Source organism: Acinetobacter legionensis (assembly GCF_048552295.1).
Lineage (GTDB): Bacteria > Pseudomonadota > Gammaproteobacteria > Pseudomonadales > Moraxellaceae > Acinetobacter.
In genome coordinates this window covers 21,347-44,677 of record NZ_JBIMCW010000008.1, presented here as the reverse complement: position 1 = coordinate 44,677, position 23,331 = coordinate 21,347, and the positions used below count along the sequence as shown (strand labels likewise).

18 protein-coding genes and 1 pseudogene are annotated in these 23,331 nt (G+C 37.0%); 10 read left to right on the top strand and 9 right to left on the bottom strand.

All coding sequences use genetic code 11. The features are described 5' to 3' along the window. Positions 1-167 precede the first annotated feature (167 nt). The 5 genes from ACG916_RS08110 to kdpA all read right to left on the bottom strand — a co-directional run bounded on the left by ACG916_RS08110 (position 168) and on the right by kdpA (position 8,193). A complete protein-coding gene (locus ACG916_RS08110) occupies positions 168-875 on the bottom strand; it encodes a response regulator (RefSeq protein WP_336953932.1) in 708 nt (235 codons plus the stop codon). A gap of 27 nt (positions 876-902) precedes the next feature. After that, complete coding sequence (locus tag ACG916_RS08105; RefSeq protein WP_336953933.1) at positions 903-3,542, bottom strand: ATP-binding protein; 2,640 nt, start codon at positions 3,540-3,542, stop codon at positions 903-905. Between the two features lie 244 nt (positions 3,543-3,786). After that, positions 3,787-4,392 (bottom strand): potassium-transporting ATPase subunit KdpC, encoded by a 606-nt coding sequence (gene kdpC, locus ACG916_RS08100; RefSeq protein ID WP_336953934.1) that lies wholly within the window; start codon positions 4,390-4,392, stop codon positions 3,787-3,789. A 20-nt stretch (positions 4,393-4,412) separates the two neighbouring features. After that, positions 4,413-6,458, bottom strand: coding sequence for a potassium-transporting ATPase subunit KdpB (gene kdpB / locus ACG916_RS08095; RefSeq protein WP_419328167.1), 2,046 nt, complete (start codon positions 6,456-6,458; stop codon positions 4,413-4,415). A gap of 10 nt (positions 6,459-6,468) precedes the next feature. Next, a complete protein-coding gene (kdpA, locus tag ACG916_RS08090; RefSeq protein ID WP_419330461.1) occupies positions 6,469-8,193 on the bottom strand; it encodes a potassium-transporting ATPase subunit KdpA in 1,725 nt (574 codons plus the stop codon). A 307-nt stretch (positions 8,194-8,500) separates the two neighbouring features. Between kdpA and ACG916_RS08085 the strand changes: the two genes are divergently transcribed. Further along, positions 8,501-9,301 carry an undecaprenyl-diphosphate phosphatase gene (locus ACG916_RS08085; protein WP_336953937.1) on the top strand — a complete coding sequence of 267 codons (801 nt, stop codon included), beginning with the start codon at positions 8,501-8,503 and terminating at the stop codon, positions 9,299-9,301. Between the two features lie 432 nt (positions 9,302-9,733). Next, entirely contained in the window at positions 9,734-10,159 is a 426-nt protein-coding gene (locus tag ACG916_RS08080) for a hypothetical protein (protein ID WP_419330463.1), read from the top strand. Here the strand turns inward: ACG916_RS08080 and ACG916_RS08075 are convergent. Continuing rightward, positions 10,156-11,181, bottom strand: coding sequence for an IS1595 family transposase (locus tag ACG916_RS08075; protein ID WP_419330465.1), 1,026 nt, complete (start codon positions 11,179-11,181; stop codon positions 10,156-10,158). The genes ACG916_RS08080 and ACG916_RS08075 overlap by 4 nt on opposite strands. Before the next feature lie 120 nt (positions 11,182-11,301). On the opposite strand from ACG916_RS08075, the gene ACG916_RS08070 reads away from it, so the two are divergent. The 3 genes from ACG916_RS08070 to ACG916_RS08060 are packed head-to-tail and all read left to right on the top strand — an operon-like array spanning position 11,302 to position 13,824. Continuing rightward, positions 11,302-11,520 carry a DUF6471 domain-containing protein gene (locus tag ACG916_RS08070; protein ID WP_419330467.1) on the top strand — a complete coding sequence of 73 codons (219 nt, stop codon included), beginning with the start codon at positions 11,302-11,304 and terminating at the stop codon, positions 11,518-11,520. 35 nt (positions 11,521-11,555) lie between these two features. After that, positions 11,556-12,671, top strand: coding sequence for an adenine-specific methyltransferase EcoRI family protein (locus tag ACG916_RS08065; RefSeq protein WP_419330469.1), 1,116 nt, complete (start codon positions 11,556-11,558; stop codon positions 12,669-12,671). Next, on the top strand, positions 12,661-13,824 hold the full coding sequence (locus ACG916_RS08060) for a GmrSD restriction endonuclease domain-containing protein (protein WP_419330471.1): 1,164 nt from the start codon (positions 12,661-12,663) through the stop codon (positions 13,822-13,824). The genes ACG916_RS08065 and ACG916_RS08060 overlap by 11 nt, the downstream gene beginning before the upstream one ends. A gap of 183 nt (positions 13,825-14,007) precedes the next feature. Here the strand turns inward: ACG916_RS08060 and hfq are convergent. Both hfq and ACG916_RS08050 read right to left on the bottom strand, forming a co-directional pair. Then, a pseudogene (gene hfq / locus ACG916_RS08055) lies at positions 14,008-14,220 on the bottom strand (RNA chaperone Hfq); the annotation flags it as partial. 285 nt (positions 14,221-14,505) lie between these two features. Beyond that, complete coding sequence (locus tag ACG916_RS08050) at positions 14,506-14,700, bottom strand: hypothetical protein (RefSeq protein WP_336953938.1); 195 nt, start codon at positions 14,698-14,700, stop codon at positions 14,506-14,508. Between the two features lie 150 nt (positions 14,701-14,850). Between ACG916_RS08050 and ACG916_RS08045 the strand changes: the two genes are divergently transcribed. The 4 genes from ACG916_RS08045 to cueR all read left to right on the top strand — a co-directional run bounded on the left by ACG916_RS08045 (position 14,851) and on the right by cueR (position 20,339). Further along, entirely contained in the window at positions 14,851-15,534 is a 684-nt protein-coding gene (locus ACG916_RS08045) for a heavy metal response regulator transcription factor (protein WP_336953939.1), read from the top strand. Further along, positions 15,524-16,909, top strand: a complete 1,386-nt coding sequence (locus ACG916_RS08040; protein ID WP_336953940.1) for a heavy metal sensor histidine kinase — start codon at positions 15,524-15,526, stop codon at positions 16,907-16,909. Before ACG916_RS08045 ends, ACG916_RS08040 begins: the two co-directional genes overlap by 11 nt. A 453-nt stretch (positions 16,910-17,362) precedes the next feature. Continuing rightward, positions 17,363-19,846: a heavy metal translocating P-type ATPase gene (locus tag ACG916_RS08035; RefSeq protein WP_419328168.1), complete on the top strand. Its 2,484-nt coding sequence runs from the start codon at positions 17,363-17,365 to the stop codon at positions 19,844-19,846. Positions 19,847-19,868: 22 nt separating this feature from the next. Beyond that, complete coding sequence (gene cueR / locus ACG916_RS08030) at positions 19,869-20,339, top strand: Cu(I)-responsive transcriptional regulator (protein WP_336953942.1); 471 nt, start codon at positions 19,869-19,871, stop codon at positions 20,337-20,339. A gap of 71 nt (positions 20,340-20,410) precedes the next feature. Here cueR and ACG916_RS08025 read toward each other — a convergent pair whose 3' ends face one another. Next, the gene (locus ACG916_RS08025; protein ID WP_336953943.1) at positions 20,411-20,599 is read right to left on the bottom strand and encodes a heavy-metal-associated domain-containing protein; all 189 of its coding nucleotides are present in this window, start codon (positions 20,597-20,599) and stop codon (positions 20,411-20,413) included. A gap of 1,671 nt (positions 20,600-22,270) precedes the next feature. On the opposite strand from ACG916_RS08025, the gene ACG916_RS08020 reads away from it, so the two are divergent. Then, positions 22,271-23,191, top strand: a complete 921-nt coding sequence (locus tag ACG916_RS08020) for a LysR family transcriptional regulator (protein ID WP_419330473.1) — start codon at positions 22,271-22,273, stop codon at positions 23,189-23,191. The last annotated feature ends 140 nt before the right edge of the window (positions 23,192-23,331 follow it).

Genomic DNA, 23,331 nt, shown 5'->3' with positions numbered 1-23,331 from the left:
CTAAACACTTCCGTTTCGCTTACGGATTCGATCAAAGCTAAGGTAACACAAATCAGTAGCTTAAACTGGATAAAATATATTTCATTACGCTTTATTTATTAAACTATAATTGCACCAAATTTAGACTGTGTGTTTCACAACTATAAAGATACAGTTAGACGTAAAATTTATCCCACAAAGCGTAGCCCTACGCCTGGTTCAGTTACAATATATTTGGGTTGTACAGCATTATCATTCAGTTTTCCACGTAATTTGGCCACCAAAATTCGTAGATAGTGGGTATCTTCCTGATGGGTTGGACCCCATAAATCACTCAAAATCTGAGGTTGAGTAATCAACTGACCTTTGTGCTGAGCCAATAAAGTGAGAAGTTGATATTCTTTTCGGGTTAGAGAAATAAGTTGCTGGTTTAAAAACACTTGTCTTTGGGCAAAATCAATCTTTAAAAACCCATCATCAAAAAATGCTGACTCCACAGCAACGTTTTGAAATTGTCTGAGCAACACCCGAATCCGAGCCATAAGCTCCTGAACACTAAAAGGCTTGGTCACATAATCATTGGCTCCAGCATCTAGCAATTTGACTTTTTCCTCTTCATTGGAACGTACTGACAAAACAATCACAGGGACATGCGACCAAGCCCTTAACTCAGATAAGACCTCTAAACCATCTAAATCCGGCAGTCCTAAATCTAGAATAATTAAATCAGCTCCCTGTAAAGCCAAAAGCTCTAAACCCTTTTGTCCATTTTCAGCCAACAGTGTCTTATAACCCTGCGCTCTAAGTGCAATATCAAGAAACTTACGAATTTGAGTTTCATCATCAATAATCAACACATTGGTCATGGAGCTTGTCGATACATTTTGTTCTGGCATGCTTTTTCCTAAAATTACTAAATGCACTTATCCAATCTGCTGGATAGGCAATTGCATACGGATGCAAGTCCCTTGATTATTTTTGGCTGAGGATGCGCTAATTTTACCCATATGCGCACCAATAATTGCTTTGACGATCGTTAAACCTAATCCTGTGCCATACTGCCCACGGTCCCCTCGTTCCATAGTATAGAACATATCAAAAATACGCTCACGTTCATCTTCTGGAATTCCTAAGCCTTGATCACTAATCGAAATTTCAAGTTCATTTTCATTCAGTTGTAGAACTTTAATACTGACCGCTTTATGTTCTGGTGAAAACTTGGCTGCATTTTCCAATACATTAAAAATCGCTTGTTCAATTAAAGCTGCATGAACAAATAGGCTGAGTGTTTGGTCGGGTAAATCAACGTCAACAAGACTATTTGGCATATAACGTTTTAAACGGCGCACCGCTGAACCAATCAATTCATCGACACCAATCCAGTCTCGTTTAAGCGTTAAACCTTCATGCCCTAAGCGTGTCATATCTAACAAATTTTGAATATAGCGATCGAGTCGCTCACCTTCTAAATGGATGGCTTCTAACAAACTATCTTGATCTTGTTGATCCATCGAGTGACGATAATTGCTCAAAGTATCAGCCGCACCAATCATAGAGGCTAAAGGTGAGCGTAAATCATGAGAAACGGATGATAACAGTGCCGAACGTAATCTCTCGGTTTCTGAACTCACATTAGCAATTTCCAATGCTTTGGTGAGTTGGGTTCGAGAAATCGCTTGAGCAATATATTCAACCATGGTTTCAGTCAGTTGCTTCTGTTCAGTATTTAATACAGATGCGTTTTTGAGAAACTTTACGCCCACCACCCCGAAACATTGCTTTGAGGCCAATAAGGGTAAAAACCACCAATCATTTTCAGTCAATGTTTGGGTAAATCGTCCTGAAGGTTGATGGTTTTTGAACGTCCAATCTGCTGAAATTTTTTCTTTACTGTTGATAACTTCAAGCGAAGACGTTGATGATTCTGGGAAATAAAACCAGACCTCGGCCGATAAATTTTTACTTAAACTACTTTCTGCTATTTTCTGGACTTGCTCTAAATCAATCGCTGTGGACAACTTTTGACCTAAATCTTGCATAATACTATTATAGCTATTGGCAGCTTTTAAAGCCATGACTTGCTCTTTAAGTCGTGAAGCTAAACGACTGGAAATCAATGCTGCTCCTAAAAAAGCAACCACGGTAATCACGCCCTGATGTGCCGAAATCTGTAAGGTAAATTTAGGTGAAATAAAGAAAAAGTTATAAGCCAAAAAGAACAACAGCGCTGAAAATACCGCAGCCAGCATTCGTGTCCTAGATGCCACAAATACCACGGCAGTGATAAAAATTACGGAAAGCTCTTCAATCCCTAAATACTTTTCGCCTAGACTTGCAATCACAATACTGATAACAGTGGTGGCTAAAACAAAAAGTATTTCTCTAAGGTTTAGAAACGAATGCGTATCGTGGAAAAAGGGCTGCCGACTTTGTTCAGCGAGAATCGGGACAATACTTAATTCAAAATTTGGCTGGTATTTAAGTAATTGATCAACAAAATTTAAACCCAAAGGAAAGACTTGCCGATGAGATTGCGCCAATACCAAAGTTGAAATGCCTCGATCAATCACATAGTCAAAAAGCGTTTTTGCATGTTGCTGACCATAGAGTATTTCAGTCATTCCACCCAATTGACGGGTTAAGTTTAGAGCTCGTTCAATTTCTCGACTCGATAAATTATCTTGTTTTTCCGTTATTTTTGAATCTTTAGAAAAAATTACCACAGTCCAATTTGCCTGACGATTTTCTGCAATTCGACAACCAGCACGAACCAAAGCCTCCGCCTGTCCATTGCCTTCAAGCATAATTAAAATATGATTTTTCAGAGGAATGGGAACAAGCCCTTGTATGGCAAAATTTTCTCGAACATCGGTATCGACATGACTAGCAACGGTTTGCATTGCCAATTCACGTAATGCTGTAAGATTTGAACTGTTGAAAAAGCGTTGCAATGCCTGTTCAGCTTGCTCAGGGACATAGACTTTACCCTGATTTAAACGCTCAAGTAATTCATTGACAGGTAAATCAATTAATCGAATATCACGAATCCGCTCAAACACTCGATCAGGTACGGTTTCAGTCACCCGAATACCCGTAATTTGATAGACCACGTCATTTAAACTTTCTAGGTGCTGAATATTCATGGTGGTAAATACATCAATACCCGCATCCAATAGCTCATTGATATCTTGCCAACGTTTTTCATGACGACTATTTGGCATATTGCTATGCGCAAATTCATCCACTAAAACAATACTGGGTTTGCTTGCAAGTACAGCATCAAGATCCATTTCTTCAAGATAATGCCCTTGATATTCAATCGCCTTTCTTGGAATGATCACCAAACCTGAGATGAGGTTTTCAGTTTCAATGCGACCATGGGTTTCAACATAGCCAATTACAATGTTGACACCTTGCAAGGCAAGTTCATGTGCACGCACTAACATTGCAAAAGTCTTCCCCACGCCAGGTGCAGCACCTAAAAATATGGTGAGGCGCCCAGATTGATATCGCTGAGTGTGTTGCAGCAGAACATCTGCTTTATTATTTCTATAATCGGTCATCACCGTCTGCTTGTTTAATATTTATGAATCGAGGTCCAGTTGTGTCGCTGTACTGCCACTCAATAGCACAAATTCCCATTGGGAAATATCGTTGGATTGCACTTGATCCATCTATGAGCAAAAGCAAAAAGAGAGGCTGTTTGAATTCACACTAAAAATAGAATCCTAATAACCCCCTCTTTAAAATTAGGGAAATACTGTGCCCTCATCCTAGGTTCATTTCACTTTGATGCTCTTAATCAATTCATTTTTTTACAATTTGATCCAAAGCCAAATTTAATTCAAGTACATTGACTCTGGCTTGCCCTAAAATTCCAAATGTCGGTTGTAAGCTACTTTCTTGTACTAACCTTATCACATCCTGTTCCTGCAAATGTCTTGCTTTAGCGACACGTTTCACCTGAATCATTGCAGATTGAAGACTGATTTGAGGATCAATTCCACTCCCTGAAGCTGTGACCAAATCAGCAGGAATAGCACTTTTTTCAATGTGCTCCTGCATCGCGATTTTATCTAAACGTGCATCTACAGCCTTATGCAAATCAGGATTGGTTCGTGCCATATTACTTCCCGCCATTGCCATAGGATCATAATTGGCAGCAGATGGTCTTGGTTGAAAATATTGCGCTTGCACAAAAGGTTGTGCAACCAGTTGAGAGCCTAGTACTCGATCATTTTCAACAATCAAACTCCCGTTGGCTTGTTGATCAAAAAGAATTTGCCCCAGTCCTGTTGCGGCGGCACTGTAGACAAACCCACATAGGCCCAAAGCAACGATGGTTAGTCCGAATGATGCTCGGGTTAAGCCAACAAACGCTGATTCAACCAATAGATTATTTTCAGTCTTCATTTCTATCATCCTCAAAATTTCTAAAGCGCCAATAAAGGGCTGATCATTAGATCAATCACTTTGATAGCGATAAATGGCAACAACACACCACCCACACCGTAGATCAACATATTTCGACGTAATAATTGCGTCGATGTTGAAGGCTTAAACTTCACCCCACGCAATGCAATTGGAATCAGTAATGGAATAATGATGGCATTGAAAATAAGTGCAGAAAGAATTGCACTTTCTGAACTTCCCAAGCGCATAATATTTAAGGCGCCCATTTGGGGAATGGCTGCTACAAATAAAGCAGGTAAAATTGCAAAGTATTTTGAAATGTCATTTGCCAATGAAAAGGTGGTCAATGCACCACGCGTAATCAACTGCTGTTTACCTATCTCAACCACCGATAACAATTTAGTTGGGTCCGAATCCAAATCCACCATATTGCCAGCTTCTTTTGCTGCTTGGGTCCCAGAGTTCATAGCCAAACCAATATCAGCTTGCGCCAAAGCAGGTGCATCATTGGTTCCGTCTCCAACCATAGCGACCAGATGGCCTTTATTCTGTTCATCACGAATACAATTTAACTTGTCTTCGGGTTTTGCTTCAGCAATGTAATCATCGACACCGGCTTCAGCCGCAATAGCAGCAGCGGTTAAAGGGTTATCACCTGTGACCATGACTGTTTTGATACCCATTTCACGTAAGCGGGCAAATTTTTCCTTGATGCCTTGTTTAATCACATCTGAAAGTTCAATTACTCCAAGAATATTCTGATCTTTTGCCACAACTAACGGCGTAGCACCTTTTGAAGCCACCTGCTCTACACGGGTTCTCAACTCACTATGATTCTCAAGATTCTGTGAAACAAATTTAAGAATTGCATCTAATGCCCCTTTGCGAATTTGAGGTCCATTCAGTAAATTTACCCCAGAGATTCGAGTTGCTGCATTGAATGCAATAAACTCGACTTGTTCAGGCTCAACAATATGTTCGCCTTGCTCTTTTGCCAAAACTACAATGGATTTGCCTTCTGGGGTTGGGTCTGCAAGTGAGGTCAATATTGCGGCTTGACGAAGTTCCGACTCAGTCACGCCTGTCAGTGGGAAAAATGCTGTTGCCTGACGATCACCGTAAGTGATGGTGCCTGTTTTATCGAGCAGTAATACATCCACATCACCAGCCACCTCAACGGCTTTACCCGATTTGGCAATCACATTGGCTTTTAAAGCCCGATTCATCCCCGCAATCCCGATTGCAGGCAACAACCCTCCAATCGTGGTTGGAATTAAACACACCAACAGCGCCACCAAAAGAATAGGATTGATTTCAATTTTTAAGAAATGTCCAATAAAAGGTAAACTCACCACCACTGCAATAAAAGTGACAGTCATAACAGTCAGTAAAATGCCCAGTGCGATTTCATTGGGTGTTTTCTGACGATTAGACCCCTCAACCAAAGCAATCATACGATCAAGAAAGCTGTTACCCGCTTCTGCGGTGACTTGTACCACAATACGATCGGTTAAAACTTTAGTTCCCCCAATCACACCCGACTTATCTGTACCTGCTTCACGTAATACAGGTGCTGACTCCCCTGTCACCGCAGCTTCATTAATTGTCGCAAAACCATGAATAATTTCACCATCCGCTGGAATAAGTTCTCCTGCACGGACTTCAATCAAGTCATTCATTTTTAATAAGCTTGCAGCAATTTGCACCCCATCTACATCCTCTTTAGAGCTGAGTCGACGTGCGGTCAAATTTTGACGGGCTTGTCTTAAGGAAGAAGCTTGACCACGACCTTTGGCTTCTGCAATGGCTTCAGCATAGTTAGCAAACAATACGGTGATAAATAAAATCAAAGTCACAGATAAGCCAAATATTATATTGGCTTTGCCCGCTAAAGTACTGACTAGTGTGATGATGGTGCCCAGCCAAACAATCGCCATCACCGGATTTTTAATGGCATGTTGTGGTAACAATTTAATCAAGGCATTTTTCCAGGCTTCGCCTTGGAATAAAGTTGATGATATATTTTTAGTAGAGTGTTTTTGAATAGATTGTTTTGAATGATTCATTGTCTTCACCTTAGCCTTGTACCAATAACAGCTGATCAGCAATAGGCCCTAAAACAAGGACTGGCATAAATTGTAATAAAGTCAACATCACCACAATTGCGATCAGAGTGAAGGCAAAAGTTGGGGTTTCCACTTTTAAACTACCACTGCTTTCAGGAGCTTGACGCTTTGCAGCTAAACGAGCAGCAATCATTAGCGGGATGATCAATGTTGGGAAACGTCCAAGCAGCAAAGCAATGACACAGCTAACATTCCACCACACTGTATTGTCAGCTAAACCTTCGAAACCGGAACCATTATTGGCAAAAGCCGAAACATACTCATACAAGACTTGGGAAATGGCATGATATTGCGGATTGCTATTACCTGTAAGCTCAGGGAAAAACAAAGCAATTGAGCTTAAACCCAGAATCGTAATCGGCTGAATTAAGATCACCACAGCAAGTAATTTGATTTCACCTGCTTCAATTTTGCGTCCAAATAATTCCGGCGTACGTCCTGTCATCAACCCAGCAATAAATACAGCCAAAAACAAATAGATCATAAATTGTTGTAAACCACAGCCAATCCCACCCCAGATCGCATTGATTAGCATATTTGCAAGCGCAACTAAACCAGTTAAGGGAGATGCAGAATCATGCATCATATTGACTGAACCGTTGTTGACCTGTGTAGTTAATGCTGCCCACAGCGCAGAAGATGCTTCACCAAAACGTACCTCCTTGCCTTCCATGGCATAAATTTGCATTGCTGAAGATGAAAGGCTTTCAGACCAGATTGCCGTTGTGGCGGAAATCACTGACATCAGCAACATCGAGCCAAAAACAAAGCCAGCAAATTTTGCCCGTTTGGTTAAAAATCCCAACATAAAAATCACGGCGACAGGAATAAGTAAAATCGCAATCATTTTTAAGAAATTTGAAAATGGGGTTGGATTCTCTAATGGCACACTACTGTTAGGCCCATACCAACCACCACCATTACTGCCCAATTGCTTAATCGCAACCATTGGTGCAACTGGACCAAGTGGAATTTTTTGAGTTTTTAATTCAGCGGCTTGGTCAATGACTTGAACTTCTGGGCCACCTTGAAAGGTTGATGGCACACCTTGGCTATTCAGTAATAATGACCAAATCATGCATAACGGAATTAAAAACCGAAAGGTTGGGCGAATCACGTCGGCCCAATAATTACCCACATTGATTTTTTTAACTTTATTTTCAAAGCTTAGATTTTGATCTGATTCTGATAAAGTATTTGATTGAGGATAAAACAAAGCACGTACCGTTGCCACCACCATTGCCAAACCCATCATTGGAGTAATGATTTGCAACCCAACAATTCCAACCATCTGTGATAAATATGACAGTTGTGCCTGACCTGAATAATGTTGTTGGTTGGTATTGGTCAGAAATGAAATCATGGTATGTAGTGCTAAATCCCATGACATATTGGGTGCATTATTTGGATTGAGTGGCAAACTTGCTTGGCACATAAACAGTACCCAAGTCACCAATCCAATCACAATACAACTCATCACAAAGCTGAGTGAATAGGTCTTTGCATTCATGCCCTGTTTAGGATTTGTGCCAAAAACACGATAAATTGGCTTTTCAATCCAGCTAAACACTGGATCAATTTTCATGTCTTTATTTTGCATGATACAGGCAAGATATTTCCCTAAAGGAAAAGCCAAAAGCACCACAATCACCAAGACTAAAATCAACTCTAACATGACATTCCCCCCCAACTTGAATGACTCAAATTAAAAATGTCGATATTGCAATGATTTATATGTTTTTGAAGTAAGCATAATTTTGGATGCTGTACTTGTTGATGCGCTATAAATTTAGCACTCATCTTTTTTCATCCTAAACACTGGGATATTCCACGACTCAGTATCTAAAAATTCCCCGTAAACTCTCTATTTACAGTCAGATCAGCCGCGTAAAAATTTCGTAAAATTTTGTCTTTTTTCATTTATAAACAGCCCTAAATACATTACAAAGGTTCAAATTTTAAAACGCTTGTTTATTTCATTTATGGAAAATTTTGAACTGCTTAAAGCTTTATTTTTGGGGTTAATCGAAGGTTTAACTGAATTTTTACCGATTTCCAGTACAGGTCATCTGATCTTATTTGGTCATTTAATTGATTTTCATTCAGATTCTGGACGCGTGTTTGAGGTTGTGATCCAATTGGGTGCAATCTTAGCGGTATGTTGGCTTTACCGACAAAAAATCATTGAGTTAATTCGAGGTTTTTTCTCAGGGGATGTTCAGGCTAGACGTTTCGCAATTAATGTTTTGGTTGCTTTCATTCCTGCTGTGGTGATTGGTGTGTTAGCGGTCGATTTTATTAAACAGGTTCTATTTAGTCCTTTGGTTGTAGCCTTTGCTTTAATCATTGGTGGTTTCATTATTTTTGCTGTGGAAGCGAGAAAGTTTGAACCCAAAACTATAGAAGCCACTGACATTACCTTAAAACAAGCTATTCTGGTTGGATTTGCTCAATGTCTTGCTATGATTCCAGGAACCTCACGTTCAGGCGCAACCATTATTGGCGGAATGTTGTCTGGTTTATCACGTAAAGCGGCAACTGAATTTTCTTTTTTCCTTGCGATGCCAACCATGTTAGGTGCTGCAACCTATGATTTGATTCGAAATGCAGACGTTTTAACTTCAGACAATCTCATCAATATTTCGGTGGGTTTTATTGCAGCATTTATTGCAGCATTATTAGTGGTCAAGGCTTTAGTGAAGTTTGTTGAAAAACACACCTTGAGAGTGTTCGCGTGGTATCGTGTGGTGTTGGGTATCATTTTGCTGTTGGTATTTTTATAAAATCTCATCGATGCTGAATAAGCGCTCGTTGAGAGATCTTGTTATTTTATCCTGTTGCCCTACATTTAGCGTGGGGCTTTTTTTAAGTTGTTTTTCTCATTTTTTATGTGGTTTCTTTTTTGCTTTTCTCATTAAGTGTATGAAAAGAAAATCCACAATGTACAGATCAATAATTGCATAGCTCAATGCTATATCTTAAATCTTAATTTTCATACAACTTATATCCAGTCTAAATTTATAATTTGCTTTTTTTCATCTTTTGAAAAATTCTTTAACTGGTATTTCGTCATTAAAGCCATCTTGATAACCATAATCAATTTGGCTCTAGCTATCTTGAGCACCAGCGTCATATGCGCTATTATGTAGCAACCGCACAATAAATAGAGTGATTCGCCATTTAAAATAATTCCTTTACGCATAAGGAAAGAAATAATGGCTGAATCACATATCGTATCAGGATTAACTAGAAAACGTGCAGAATTGCTTGGTCAAATTGAAACACACCAAAAAGAAATTCAACGTATCTCTGAAATACTACTGCATGTAGATCACACGATTAAGCTATTTTCACCTGATTTTGACCTAAGAAGCGTTAAATCTAAGCGTACAAACCAAAGAAACCCTTATTTTGGGCGAGGTGAACTACAGTCATTGGTATTAACTTGCTTGCGTGAAGCAAATGAGCCAATGAACTACAAAGATTTAATGATGAAAGTTTTGGATATTAAAGGCATAGATTCATCTGTAGGTAATGATATTTCACCGAGCTTCATCAAAGTGCTGAACCGATTAAGAGATAAAGGCATTATTATCGCCCATAGCAATCATCGTCCTCATTTGTGGGGCATAGCGGATTAGCAGACTAAACGCTCTGATTTACGCTTATTGCCCTGCCAATAGCCACACCAATCTTGATGTGTTCGAGTTTGAGCGCATTTCATTAAAATATCAGTAAAGATTTCACCATTCGACCATCTACGAGTATCTTCACGATAAGCAGCTTCATTGGCGTAGTTGGCAAGGTACATCACACTAAACTTGTGCATCTGCCCTAACTGCATACGTCTGAACCGACTGAAATAGCTTTCAGCAAGATTATTGGTCACACCATCTTTAGAGCGATATTCATATTGATGATTGACACGTTTAGTTGTGAAACGAGCATTCAGTGTATCGTATGCTGTACTTTCATCTGCATGGATTGTTGAACCATGCTTGATATGTTGATTGGCAAGATGATTAATGTCTTTTTGATTTTCACTATAAACCACATAGGTTTTGGTTTTATCAGCACCTTGTAGATCACTGTTGATTGCTTTTTGGCGAAGTACCACCACACACCGTTTATTTGGATTTTGATATTCAGCCTTGCGCCGATCTACACGGTCATCCTTGTGGTTTTTAGGGCGTACATAGCCATTTACATACGCACCATCCATGTGAACATCACCTGATAATAATTCATCGTCACGCTGATCTATCAGGCTTTCACGAATTTTATGTGCCAATACAAAAGCGGTCTTATACTGAACACCTAAATCCCGACCTAACTGCAAAGCAGATAAGCCTTTTACAGCGTTAGAGTAAATGGCAATAGCAGCTAAATAGATTTTGAGTGGCAACTTATGAAAGGCAAAGATCGTACCTGATGTTACGCTGAACGTGTGATTACAGCACTTACAACGCCATTGCTTGCGTCCACGTATGAAATAGTGATGATCTTGGGTGTCACAATGAGGGCATGTGGGTTGTTCTTTTCCCCACCGCATTTCTTTGAACAATAAGAAAGCTTGTTCATGGGTGATTTGCATAATTTCATATACAGATAAAGTACGAGCCTTTGCTGATAGTAGGAAATGTTGCTTAGATTCTTTTTTCATAAAATCACCCATCACAAACAAGATATGCTTAATATATTGTAATAGTTTTAATCATCAAATATAATGATTTAAAATATTATAGCGACATGCTATGTCGTTTATCTTTTATGAGGTCAAACCGTGAGTGACGATGAATGGAAAGACTATGCCAAAGGCTTAATTAAGGCAGAAATTGCCCGAAAAAACATAAGCCTGATTGATCTATCCAAAAAGCTTGAAGCAATGGGTATATCAGAAACACCGCAAAACATTAGCAATAAGATCAATCGTGGTACGTTTGGGGCAATATTTATGCTTCAAATACTTAAAGCGATTGATTGCAAGGATTTAAAACTTTAAATCACATATCTAACTTGAACAGGAAGCGAAATTTAATGGCAGGTAAAACACGACAAGCCACTAACAGCGATTTAACCAAAGCTAAATCCGCAAAAAATGATGAGTTTTATACTCAATATATTGATATTGAAAAAGAAATGAACGCATATTTAGAATACAACGAAAATGTGTTTAAAGGTAAAGTGGTTTTATTGCCTTGTGATGACCCTGAATGGAGTAACTTTACAAAATATTTTGCTCAGAACTTTCAAAGACTTGGTTTGAAAAAGCTGATCAGCACAAGCTATGCGCCTAATAGTAAATTAATAACTTCCAATTATCAGCCCTCATTATTTGAAAGTAACAATCCAAAATTTGATCAAGAAAAAACATTAAGTAAAGGAAAAATATTTATTCTTGAAAAAGATAAAAATCAGGATAATCGTATTGATCTTGATGATTTAGATTGGTCGTACTTAGATGGTAATGGTGATTTTAGAAGTAATGAAATTAAAAAACTTCGTGATGAAGCCGATATTATTGTGACCAATCCACCATTCTCTTTATTCCGTGAGTTTTTAAGTTGGGTTATAGAAGATGAAAAAAAATTTCTCACTATAGGTAATATTAATGCAATTACGTATAAAGAGGTTTTTGGACAAATTAAAAATAATAAAGCGTGGTTAGGTACAGGCATGGGGCGTTGGATTTCAGGTTTCATTGTTCCAAAGCAATATGAGCTTTATGGAACAGAAGCGAGAGTTGATGAAGATGGTAATCGCATAGTTTCAACAAACAACTGTTTATGGTTGACAAATTTAGATCACGGTAAACGACATGAGCCATTGCAATTAATGACTATGCAAGACAATCTTCGTTTTAATAAAAAGATGAAAGGTAAAGAGAAGTACGACCATTATGATAACTACGATGCAATAGATGTCCCTTTTACTAACTGCATTCCGAGTGACTACGATGGAGTAATGGGTGTTCCTATCACTTTTTTAGATAAATATAACCCAGATCAATTTAAAATCCTTGGTGCTAGTGACAATGGTGCTGTTGATGATATTTACAAGCTACCACATTTCAAAAAACATAATGAACCTTATATTGATGGTAAAAAATGTTATAAGCGATTATTTATTAGGACTTTAAGAAATGGATGCTAAGTTAAATACTGAAATCACCATCAAGGATATTTGTGACGGTTTTACGTTTAATGAATATGAGGGAAAGGGCTTATTTGGACTGTCAGGTGACTTAACTATTCAGCCCGAATACCAACGTCATTATATCTATGGGGATGGTAAGCGTGATGTGGCGGTAATCGAATCTATTTTAAAGGGTTATCCATTGGGTGTAATTTATTTTAATACGACACCTGATGGTAAATTTGAAGTATTAGATGGTCAGCAACGCATTACAAGTATTGGGCGTTTTTATACAAATAAATTCTCAATAGTTGATGAAAAAGGTAAACCACAAACTTTTGATAGTTTACCTACTGATAAGCGTAAAATTATTGAAGAAGCAAAACTATTAATTTATGAATGCAAGGGAACTGAAACTGAAATAAAAGAATGGTTTAAAACCATTAATATTGTTGGTGTTCCACTTAATGAGCAAGAACTTTTAAATGCTGTTTATTCAGGCAAATTTGTTACGTTGGCTAAAGCCGAGTTTAGCAATAGCAAGAATACAAACATTCAAAAATGGCAGTCATATATTAAGGGTTCTGCAATTCGCCAAGAATTTCTCGAATGTGCGCTAGATTGGGTAGGTCGTGGAAATATTAGTGACTATATGAGTAAGAATAGACATAACAACAATATAGACGAATTAAAAGCCTACTTTACATCGGTAATTGATTGGGTTAGTACACTGTTTATTAATGTCGAGAAAGAAATGATCGGATTGAATTGGGGGGATTTGTATGAAAGATACAAAACTACTGCCTACAACCCGACTAAAATTTCTGATGATGTTAAAAGATTGTATGCAGACCCCTATGTAAAAAATCGAAAAGGAATTTTTGAATACATATTGGGCGGTGAAACTGATACACGCTTATTGGATGTTCGTATATTTGACGATGCAATCAAGCGAAAAGCTTACGCATTACAAACTAATGATGCTAATGCTAAGAGTATTTCAAATTGTCCGTTATGTGCCAATGGCAATAATGCCAATAAGACAAAGATTTACTCACTCAAAGAAATGGATGCAGATCACGTTCAGGCTTGGAGTAAAGGCGGTGCAACCAATATTGAAAACTGTGAAATGCTTTGTATTACTCACAATCGGAGTAAGGGAAATCGTTAGTAATCTTGGTATGGCATAGATTATTGATAGTTATTTTGTAAAAGAAGCTAAATTTAACTTAGCTTCTTGCTTGTTAAACAATTGATTATTAATATTTTGTGCGGTTGCTACATAATATCGGTCATATGAATTGTTGAAATTATTTTGATCATCGAATCTTGCAAGAAAAACATTAACATTTACACGAATATTCCGTGTAGGCATTATGCTAGAAATTGAATGTTTATATATGATTTGTTCTTGACCTACGCTGTTTCTTAACATCAATACATAGGAATCAAAAGACTCAATATATCCTTGCAATTTAATTCCATTCACAAGAAAAATAAAAACTGCAATACGTTTTTTTCGTAAAATATTTAAGAACGGATCTTGTAAAGTTTGAATATGAGACATATAAAACTCCAAAAAATTTTAAACACTTAAAAGACTGTTATTTTTAGATAAATTTTTCATTAAACGCATCCTGCAAATTATGCTTTGTTTGACGATGATAAGGTCTCACCTCTCTTATTTATGCTTCAATTTTCAAAACAAAGTTTTATTAAAATTATCGAATAGGTGTAGCTAACCTCTCATATTTGCATGATTCATCCTCATCGTCGAAGAGTCCATTTAAGCATTGTCGTTGGATGAATTTTTGCCATCGTGGATAAGTGAACGTGCTGGTGTTGTGTATGTTCATTGGTTGAGGCTTCGACTGGGTAGTACATTACACCGCTTTATTAAACACTGCTTTTGGATTGTTTGTGTTGCATGAATATTCGTATTTTCATTGAGCGCCATTTTAGAAACATCCGCCCAAGATTGCTGAGCAACAATTGAAGTACCAACAAAGATAAACAACGTGGAACTGATGTACAAAATTGTGCGCATTTATTTCTCCGAGATTGAGAGACACTTATTAAGAGAGTAAATCGAAGAGTTGATCATCTAGATGACCTGAAAATGACATTTTTGTAATCCATATCCAACTTATGTTTTATCACGCTATTATGTTTCTAAAAGGTATTTTAGGACACTAAAATGAGAATCTTATTAATAGAAGATGAGCAAAAAACAGGTGATTACCTTAAACAAGGCTTATCTGAAGCGGGCTATATAACTGATTGGGTCACTGATGGGCTCACGGGTAAACAATATGCACTTTCTGAGGAATACGATGTCATTATAATGGATGTAATGTTACCGGGAATGGATGGATGGCATATTATTGAAGCTGTACGTAAAAGCGGGAAAAACATGCCCATTTTATTTTTGACAGCTCGGGATCAAATCGAAGATCGAGTAAAAGGTTTAGATTTGGGCGCAGATGACTATCTGGTTAAGCCATTTGCTTTTGCCGAACTCCTTGCAAGAATAAAAAGCTTACTCCGCCGAGGACAGCAAAGAGAAGACCATAACTTAATCAGTATTGCCAATCTCGAACTTGATATCAGAAAACGCCGTGTTACTCGTGCAGGACAACGAATTGATCTAACGGCAAAAGAATTTGCGTTGATGGAATTATTTATGCGTAGACGTGGAGAAATTCTGCCGAGAGCGCTGATTGCATCGCAAGTTTGGGATATGAACTTTGACAGTGACACCAATGTAGTCGAAGTCGCAATTAAACGTTTAAGAAATAAAATTGATAGTAACTTTACACCTAAACTGATTCAAAATATTCGGGGAATGGGGTATGTTCTAGAGATCGAAGATGAGGCTTAAAGTCTTCAATGCGATCAGTTTTCGAATCGCGATTCTTTTTTCTCTCTCAACGGTCACCATCTTGATCATCATGGGCTTCGTGATACTTCTTGGTGTCTCGCAGCACTTCGAAAGTGAGGATCGAGTGCTACTTGAGGGAAAAATTCAGTCTATACAAAATCTCTTAAAACAAAACCCAACCAACACATCTAAACTTAATGCCTTATTAAAAGATTCTCTTATCGGGCATGATAATCTGATTGTTCAAATTGAACGACCTGTAAATCAAATTGTATTCAATTCCGCACAAATTGTCCTCACGCCACACAGTACTACCGACCAAAATCAATGGTTAAAATGGGAAGTACAAAATAAAAACTATCGTGGGCTGGCCTATCAAAATATTTTTGAAGATGATAAAGATGCACAATCTACACAAATTATTGTTGCGATTGATACATCAGAACATATATCTTTTTTAAAAGCATTCAAACGCCAGCTATTCTATATTTGTTTAATTGGCGCACTATGTTTAATGTTTTTAGGATGGTTTGCTGTTTGGCGAGGATTACGCCCGATCAAAAAAATAGCACAAGTTGCCGAAGGGATTTCAGCCCAGCATTTATCTGAGCGTTTAGAAGTTGAGAATACTCCAACAGAATTAAAACCACTAACCATCGCCTTTAATGAAATGCTTGACCGTTTAGAGTCGGCTTTAGAAAAACTTTCAGACTTTTCATCCGATCTTGCACACGAAATTCGCACTCCAATCAATAACTTAATGACTCAAACCCAAGTATGTCTATCTCGCAGTCGTGATATAGAGGCCTATAAAGAAGTCTTATTTTCTAACTTAGAGGAATGTGAACATCTGGCAAGAGTCGTTTCAGACATGCTGTTTTTGGCTAAAGCAGAAAATGGTCTTAGCCTTAAAAACTTACAAACAATTAACTTGTATGAAGAATTTGATAAATTATTTGAATTTTATGATGCTTTCGCAGCACAAAAGAATATCACATTTCACCTTTTCGGTAATGGAAAAGTAAATGCAAATATTACTATGCTACGCCGTGCGCTCAGTAATTTAATATCTAATGCGATTAAATATGGCAAGCCAAACTCGGTCATTCAAATTAAATGCCAGCAAACAGCAGATTACAATAGTTTTTCAATTGAAAATGAAGGCCCAACCTTGTCAGCTGAACAGTTGTCTCGATTATTTGACCGTTTCTATCGAACTGATGCATCTCGACAACGCATGGAAGATGGGACAGGTCTAGGGCTTGCTATCACCAAGTCGATCCTGACACTTCATGGTGCAACTATCCAAGCTGAATCACGAGATGGTTTAGTAATTTTTACGGTTATTTTTAAAAAACAAGATCTTTCAACATGATACGTAAGAAAAAAGACTCATAAATAAAATAAAATTAGAAATAAATAAACCTTAACAACAATAAAGGGAGCAAAAACCCTCTGTTGAGTGAGAATTACATCGTGTACTTTCGCCGAACGGCGATAGCCAATATCACTTCATGATAAAACGACTATGCGTGATTATACAAAGCAAAAACAGGTTAATTTATATGCTTGTCATTATCAGGATTAATCTAAAATGATGATTTTTGACTCACGCAAGAGGCGTAATAGATAAAATAATAATGAACTATGATTAAGAATAAAGGGTTAAAGGTGAATTATGTTCAGAAGAATATCGTCTTAGGTAGGTTTGCAAACCAAATTTATAATTGCAACAATATCTTATAAAAATTGAACTGTTTTACTTGACCTTAACATTATGTAAGAGTTTAGGATTTAGATCATGATATAAGACTTATAGGTGTGACTTATGGAAAATAGATCAACTGATCGTGTTTCCGGTTTAAAAAGTAGTTTACAAATCAAGGGAATGAGCTGTGCTAGTTGTGTAAGTCGAATAGAAACAGCACTTAAAAAAGTCAATGGTGTAACCAATGCATCGGTTAATCTAGCCACTGAACGTGCCGATATCACCTCCAATACTCCTATCGACCGTGAAGCCTTGATCAAAGCCGTTGAACATGCTGGATATGAAGTGGCTGATGTAACCACAGAGTTGTCAATTGATGGCATGACCTGCGCCTCATGTGTCAGCCGGGTTGAGAAAGCTCTTAAAAATGTACCCGGCGTAAAAGAGGCCAATGTCAATCTTGCCACTGAACGTGCCACCATTTTCGGAACAACCAATGTAGCAGCATTAATCTCAGCCGTGGATAAGGCAGGTTATGATGCGAAAGAAATTCAAACGGCTATTCCAAATCAAGCAGAACACTTAGAAAAAAAAGATCAAGAACGCGCTGAATTAAAGCGTGATCTGACACTTGCTACTATCTTTGCCTTACCTGTTTTTATATTAGAAATGGGTTCGCATCTTATTCCGGGCATGCATCATCTAATTGCTCAGACGATTGGTGTACAAAATAGTTGGTATTTACAATTTATTCTCACCACATTGGTTCTAGTAATTCCTGGACGAAGATTTTATATACATGGTTTACCTGCTTTATTACGTTTAGCACCAGATATGAACTCTTTGGTTGCAGTTGGAACATTGGCTGCTTATTTATTTTCAATTGTCGCAACATTTATACCAAACGTCTTACCTGCTGGTACAGTGAACGTTTATTATGAAGCTGCTGCTGTGATTGTGGCTTTGATCCTATTAGGTCGTTTTCTTGAAGCCAAAGCCAAAGGTCGAACGTCAGAAGCCATTCAGCGTTTAGTCAGCCTACAAGCCAAAGTTGCTCACGTTTCTCGTCACAACCAAATCATCGACATACCAATTGATGAAGTTGTTGCTGGTGACTTTATCATTGTAAAACCAGGTGAGCGTGTTCCCGTTGATGGACGAGTCATTGAAGGCAGAAGCTTTGTTGATGAATCTATGATTACTGGTGAGCCTATACCTGTTGAGAAGAACATCGACAGTGATGTAGTCGGTGGTACTATAAATCAAAATGGGACTTTAAGCTTTACCGCAGTTGCGGTCGGTGGCGAAACCATGCTCGCACAAATTATTCGTTTAGTTGAGCAAGCGCAAGGCTCCAAAATGCCAATTCAAGCTGTGGTTGATAAAATCACCTTATGGTTTGTCCCAGCAGTAATGGTGGCTGCTGTACTGACATTCTTGATCTGGTTGATTTTCGGTCCTTCTCCTGCTTTAACCTTCGCTTTAGTGAACGCGGTAGCTGTCCTTATTATTGCTTGTCCTTGTGCCATGGGTCTAGCAACGCCAACCTCGATTATGGTCGGAACAGGTCGTGGTGCAGAGTTAGGGGTATTGTTCCGTAAAGGTGAAGCATTACAGTTACTCAAAAATGCCAAAATCGTTGCGGTAGACAAAACAGGAACATTGACAGAAGGTCATCCTGTACTCACTGATTTTGAAGTTACTGAATCATTTGAACGTGATTACGTATTGAGTCGAGTTGCAGCTGTTGAATCTCTTTCAGAGCACCCAATTGCGAAAGCCATCGTAGATGCAGCAATCAAAGAAAACCTCACTTTGCCAAAAGTAGAACAATTTGATTCCGTAACTGGTATGGGGGTTTATGCTCAGATCAATGAAAATGAAGATATTCATATTGGTGCAGACCGCTATATGTTGCAACTCAATATTGATATCTTACCCTTTACCAATGCAGCTCAACGTTTGGGTGACGAAGGTAAATCACCATTATATGTTGCAATTCAAGGCAAACTCGCAGCAATTATTGCTGTTGCAGACCCTATTAAATCTACAACACCATCTGCGATTAAAGCGTTGCATCAACTCGGTCTAAAAGTGGCAATGGTTACGGGAGATAATGCGCGTACAGCACAAGCTATTGCTCAGCAATTAGGTATTGATGAAGTCATTGCCGAAGTACTCCCTCAAGGCAAAGTAAAAGCAGTTCAAACATTGAAAGCAAAATATGGCAATATTGCATTTGTCGGTGATGGTATCAATGATGCGCCTGCTTTGGCTGAAGCAGATGTGGGGCTGGCCATTGGTACAGGTACGGATGTTGCAATTGAGTCGGCGGATGTTGTGCTGATGTCAGGTAATTTGCAAGGTGTCGCTAACGCAATTGCCTTATCAAAAGCAACCATCGGCAATATTCAGCAGAATTTGTTCTGGGCGTTTGCTTACAATACCCTGCTGATTCCAGTGGCTGCTGGATTATTGTACCCTGCTTATGGCATTCTGCTTTCTCCGATATTTGCAGCAGGCGCAATGGCCTTATCCAGTGTATTTGTTTTGGCGAATGCCTTACGTTTACGTCGCTTTCAACCCGCTTCTACTTTCGAGTAGGAGCTTGTAGAGAGAAATCTTAATGAATATTGGAAAACTGTCTCAAAGTGTGGGGATATCAGCCAAAATGATTCGATATTATGAACAAATTGGTCTTATTCCTATAGTGGGTCGAAGTAATGCAGGTTACCGCTCATATACAACTCAGGATGCTGAACGCTTAAAATTCATTCGAAGTTCAAGATCGCTTGGATTTTCAGTTGCAGAAATCGCAGATCTGCTGGATTTATGGAACAATAAGAATCGACAAAGCGCAGATGTCAAACAAATGGCACTCTCACATATCGAGAAGTTAGAAATTCGGATTCAAGAACTACAGAAAATGACCAACACTTTACAAGATTTGATTAATTGTTGTGCTGGTGATGAACGACCGAATTGTCCTATTCTCGATGGATTGCAACAGCAAAAAATTGCATTAGAAGAAACCTATCATCAAAATGATTCTTTATCTTTTTCACCCCTTGCTCAACAAAAAGTAAAAAAAGATTGAATGCTTAGCTTTAACAATGACTACTCAAATAAAAAAGCGACCCATTTGGTCGCTTTTTTATCATATAGCCTTTAGCGTGGGGGATAACCCACTGCGGTTAAGTTGTCTCTTAAATCATCTTCAGTAACACTGGTTTTCACTTTGAGACTGCGACTAGGTGGATCTGCGATAACTTCCGCCTTAGTATCTAAAGACTGAATTGCTTTAGTGATACGACGCGCGCAAGCACCACAGGTCATATTTGCGATATAAAATTCCATGCTAGACTCCTACATTAAATGGTAACGCCATGATAAAAGTTTCCATAATTGTAAGGTCAAGCAATTCCGTATCTTATTTTATATCCCTAAAGTAGTACTGCTTTGTCTAGCTATAACTAAACACATTAATCCCCCAACAGAAGCAACTTTAACCAACGCATTAGTTATCAATTTCATTCTAGACTCCTAATCAAGATTAATCCGTAGAAAGCTCCTTGCTCGAAAAGTTCGAGCTGTAGGTTGATTATCTGTTGCAACGATAGGTCAATGTTAAACTAAGCTTACAATCATAATATTTATTGAAATGCTGTTTGAAATATTCAATTGCAAACGTGCATTTGCATCTAAACAGGCTATATGTTTGAAATTTACTGGCTAAGCAAATACACAACTTGGAATCACAAAACTGCTATTAAAATGGGCTATGCAGACAAATACATAATTGTCTGCATAGCTATTCATTGACCAAAACATACCCACTACACAGATAATTATTTACTCATATGAAATCAACACATTTTTATGATAAATCCAAATTAAAATTTTAATTTATCTTGAGTTATCACTGATCTCAAAGTTACATCATCATTAGCTTTACAGACTGTAGAAACACCTATTGTTATAAGGCGCTGTCATGTATTTGTACCCTCATTAAGTGCTTTTCAGTAGAATAATTACTACCCTCAACAGTTAAAATTTTAGAATCAGGATCTGAGATTTCTATACCCGCATTTGTTGTAGCAGATGCATTACCAACATCACCATTTACTGCCAAGCATTTACTGTTTGTACTTACTATTCAACCAATGAATGCAAAAGAAATACCGCTAGATATATGTAAAGCATCACAATCAAGCAATTAAATATTGAATGATATAGCTGTTAATTTTTCAATATCAGTCGCTAAACTCGTTGTACAGTGCGGATTTAAATCAATAACTTGATCCTCATTATCAACACTTAGCCTATAAGGTACATTGAGTAATGTCATGTTGAAAGTAACGTATTCCGCCATTAATAATCACAATAAAAAATCTAATTTTCATCGCAAGACCGTCATAAAAAGTTATGGTTTATGTTAACTTCAATACATCTTTCTAATTTAATCATTTATAAAAATAAATAGTTACGATGAATCAATTTTAATTTCATAAAGCATCAAGAATAAAATTCAACCACATTAAAATAAAAAATAGTAAGATCATTCAAATAAATAAATTACTTCACCCCATCACAAAAACCATCAATATTTCAAACTACTTTTGAACCACATTAATCAATAAAAATAAATTATAAAATTTAAGAAACCCAAAAAAACAATTTAAAAAATAAAAAAATTTTTACAATATTTAGATTACATTTCACACTTCCACAACCATTTAAATAATCCATGTTAAAATTAAAGATTTACTAAAAACCTCACTTACAATTCAAAAAATATGAAAAATTTATTCGCATAATATAAAATTTAAAATTTCTTAAAAAAGTTATAATTTTAGTAAATGTTTTGGATTAGATTTATCAAAAAATTATCCATTACTTTTTATCACAACTACACATGATTAATTATCAAATTATTTTTATTGCTAAGTATATCTTCACTATATATTATTTAAGATCGGTCTTAGTGATCACAATCAAGCTTATTTAATTTAAATATGAGAAACTTTTATGCTCAAAAAAAAAATTTCCTTAAATTCTTTTAAGTTTTTTTATTATGCCGCAATTTACGAAAGTTTAACAATTGCTTCAAAAAAGTTGAATGTTACTCATGGTGCAGTCAGTCGTCAAATTAAGAATTTAGAAGATAATTTAAATACGGTGCTTTTTATACGCAAAGGGAAAAAAATTGAAATCACCAATGAAGGCTTATTATTACTTAACTGTTGCCAAAATATTTTTCATGAAATAGATAAATGCCTCATCAAACTAAACAATAGAGATACAGAATTAAATGATCTGGTTATTTCATGTGAATCCACGCTGTGTATGAAGTGGCTAATCCCTCGTTTAAAAAGCTTCAATAATCTAGATAAATCATTTAAAATCAAAATTATAACCAATAACAAATTATACGATTTAAATACTACTGATATCACAATTTGTCGAGATGATTTTCATTGGAAAGAACATATTTATAGCATTAAATTGGTCAATGAAATAATGTTCTTTATTCAAAATCCAAACCATATTGGAGATAATTTATTAATTTCTTCATCAAGACCAAAGTTTTGGGGAAGTTTGCTAAAAATGAATCAAATTAAAGATAGAATAAATCATCTCAAATATAAAGAACTTGACCATTTTTATTTATGTATCGAAGCATGCTTATCTGGTTTAGGAGTAACTTTTGCTTCCGGCTTTATGATCGAAAATGAATTAAAGCATAATAAACTTCAACCTATTATTGCACCATTTTATGATAATTCATCTTATTATCTTCTATCTTCCTCTCCATTTGAAGAAGATTATCGAAAAATTGTATTTAAAAATTGGCTCATTGAGGAATTACATAAAACTCAACAATACTTGGAAAAATATATTCATTCTTATGACTTTAATAATGTTATAGAACATTCCAAAAAAAAATAATGAAAATTTATTTTTCTCATTTCAAATCAAGCACAATATACTAAAAAAGGAACCAAATGTTTAAACCAGAAATATCATTTAAAACAAGAAAATGGACCTGCAAACACTGCGGTTTATTAAAAAACATATCAAAGTTGCAA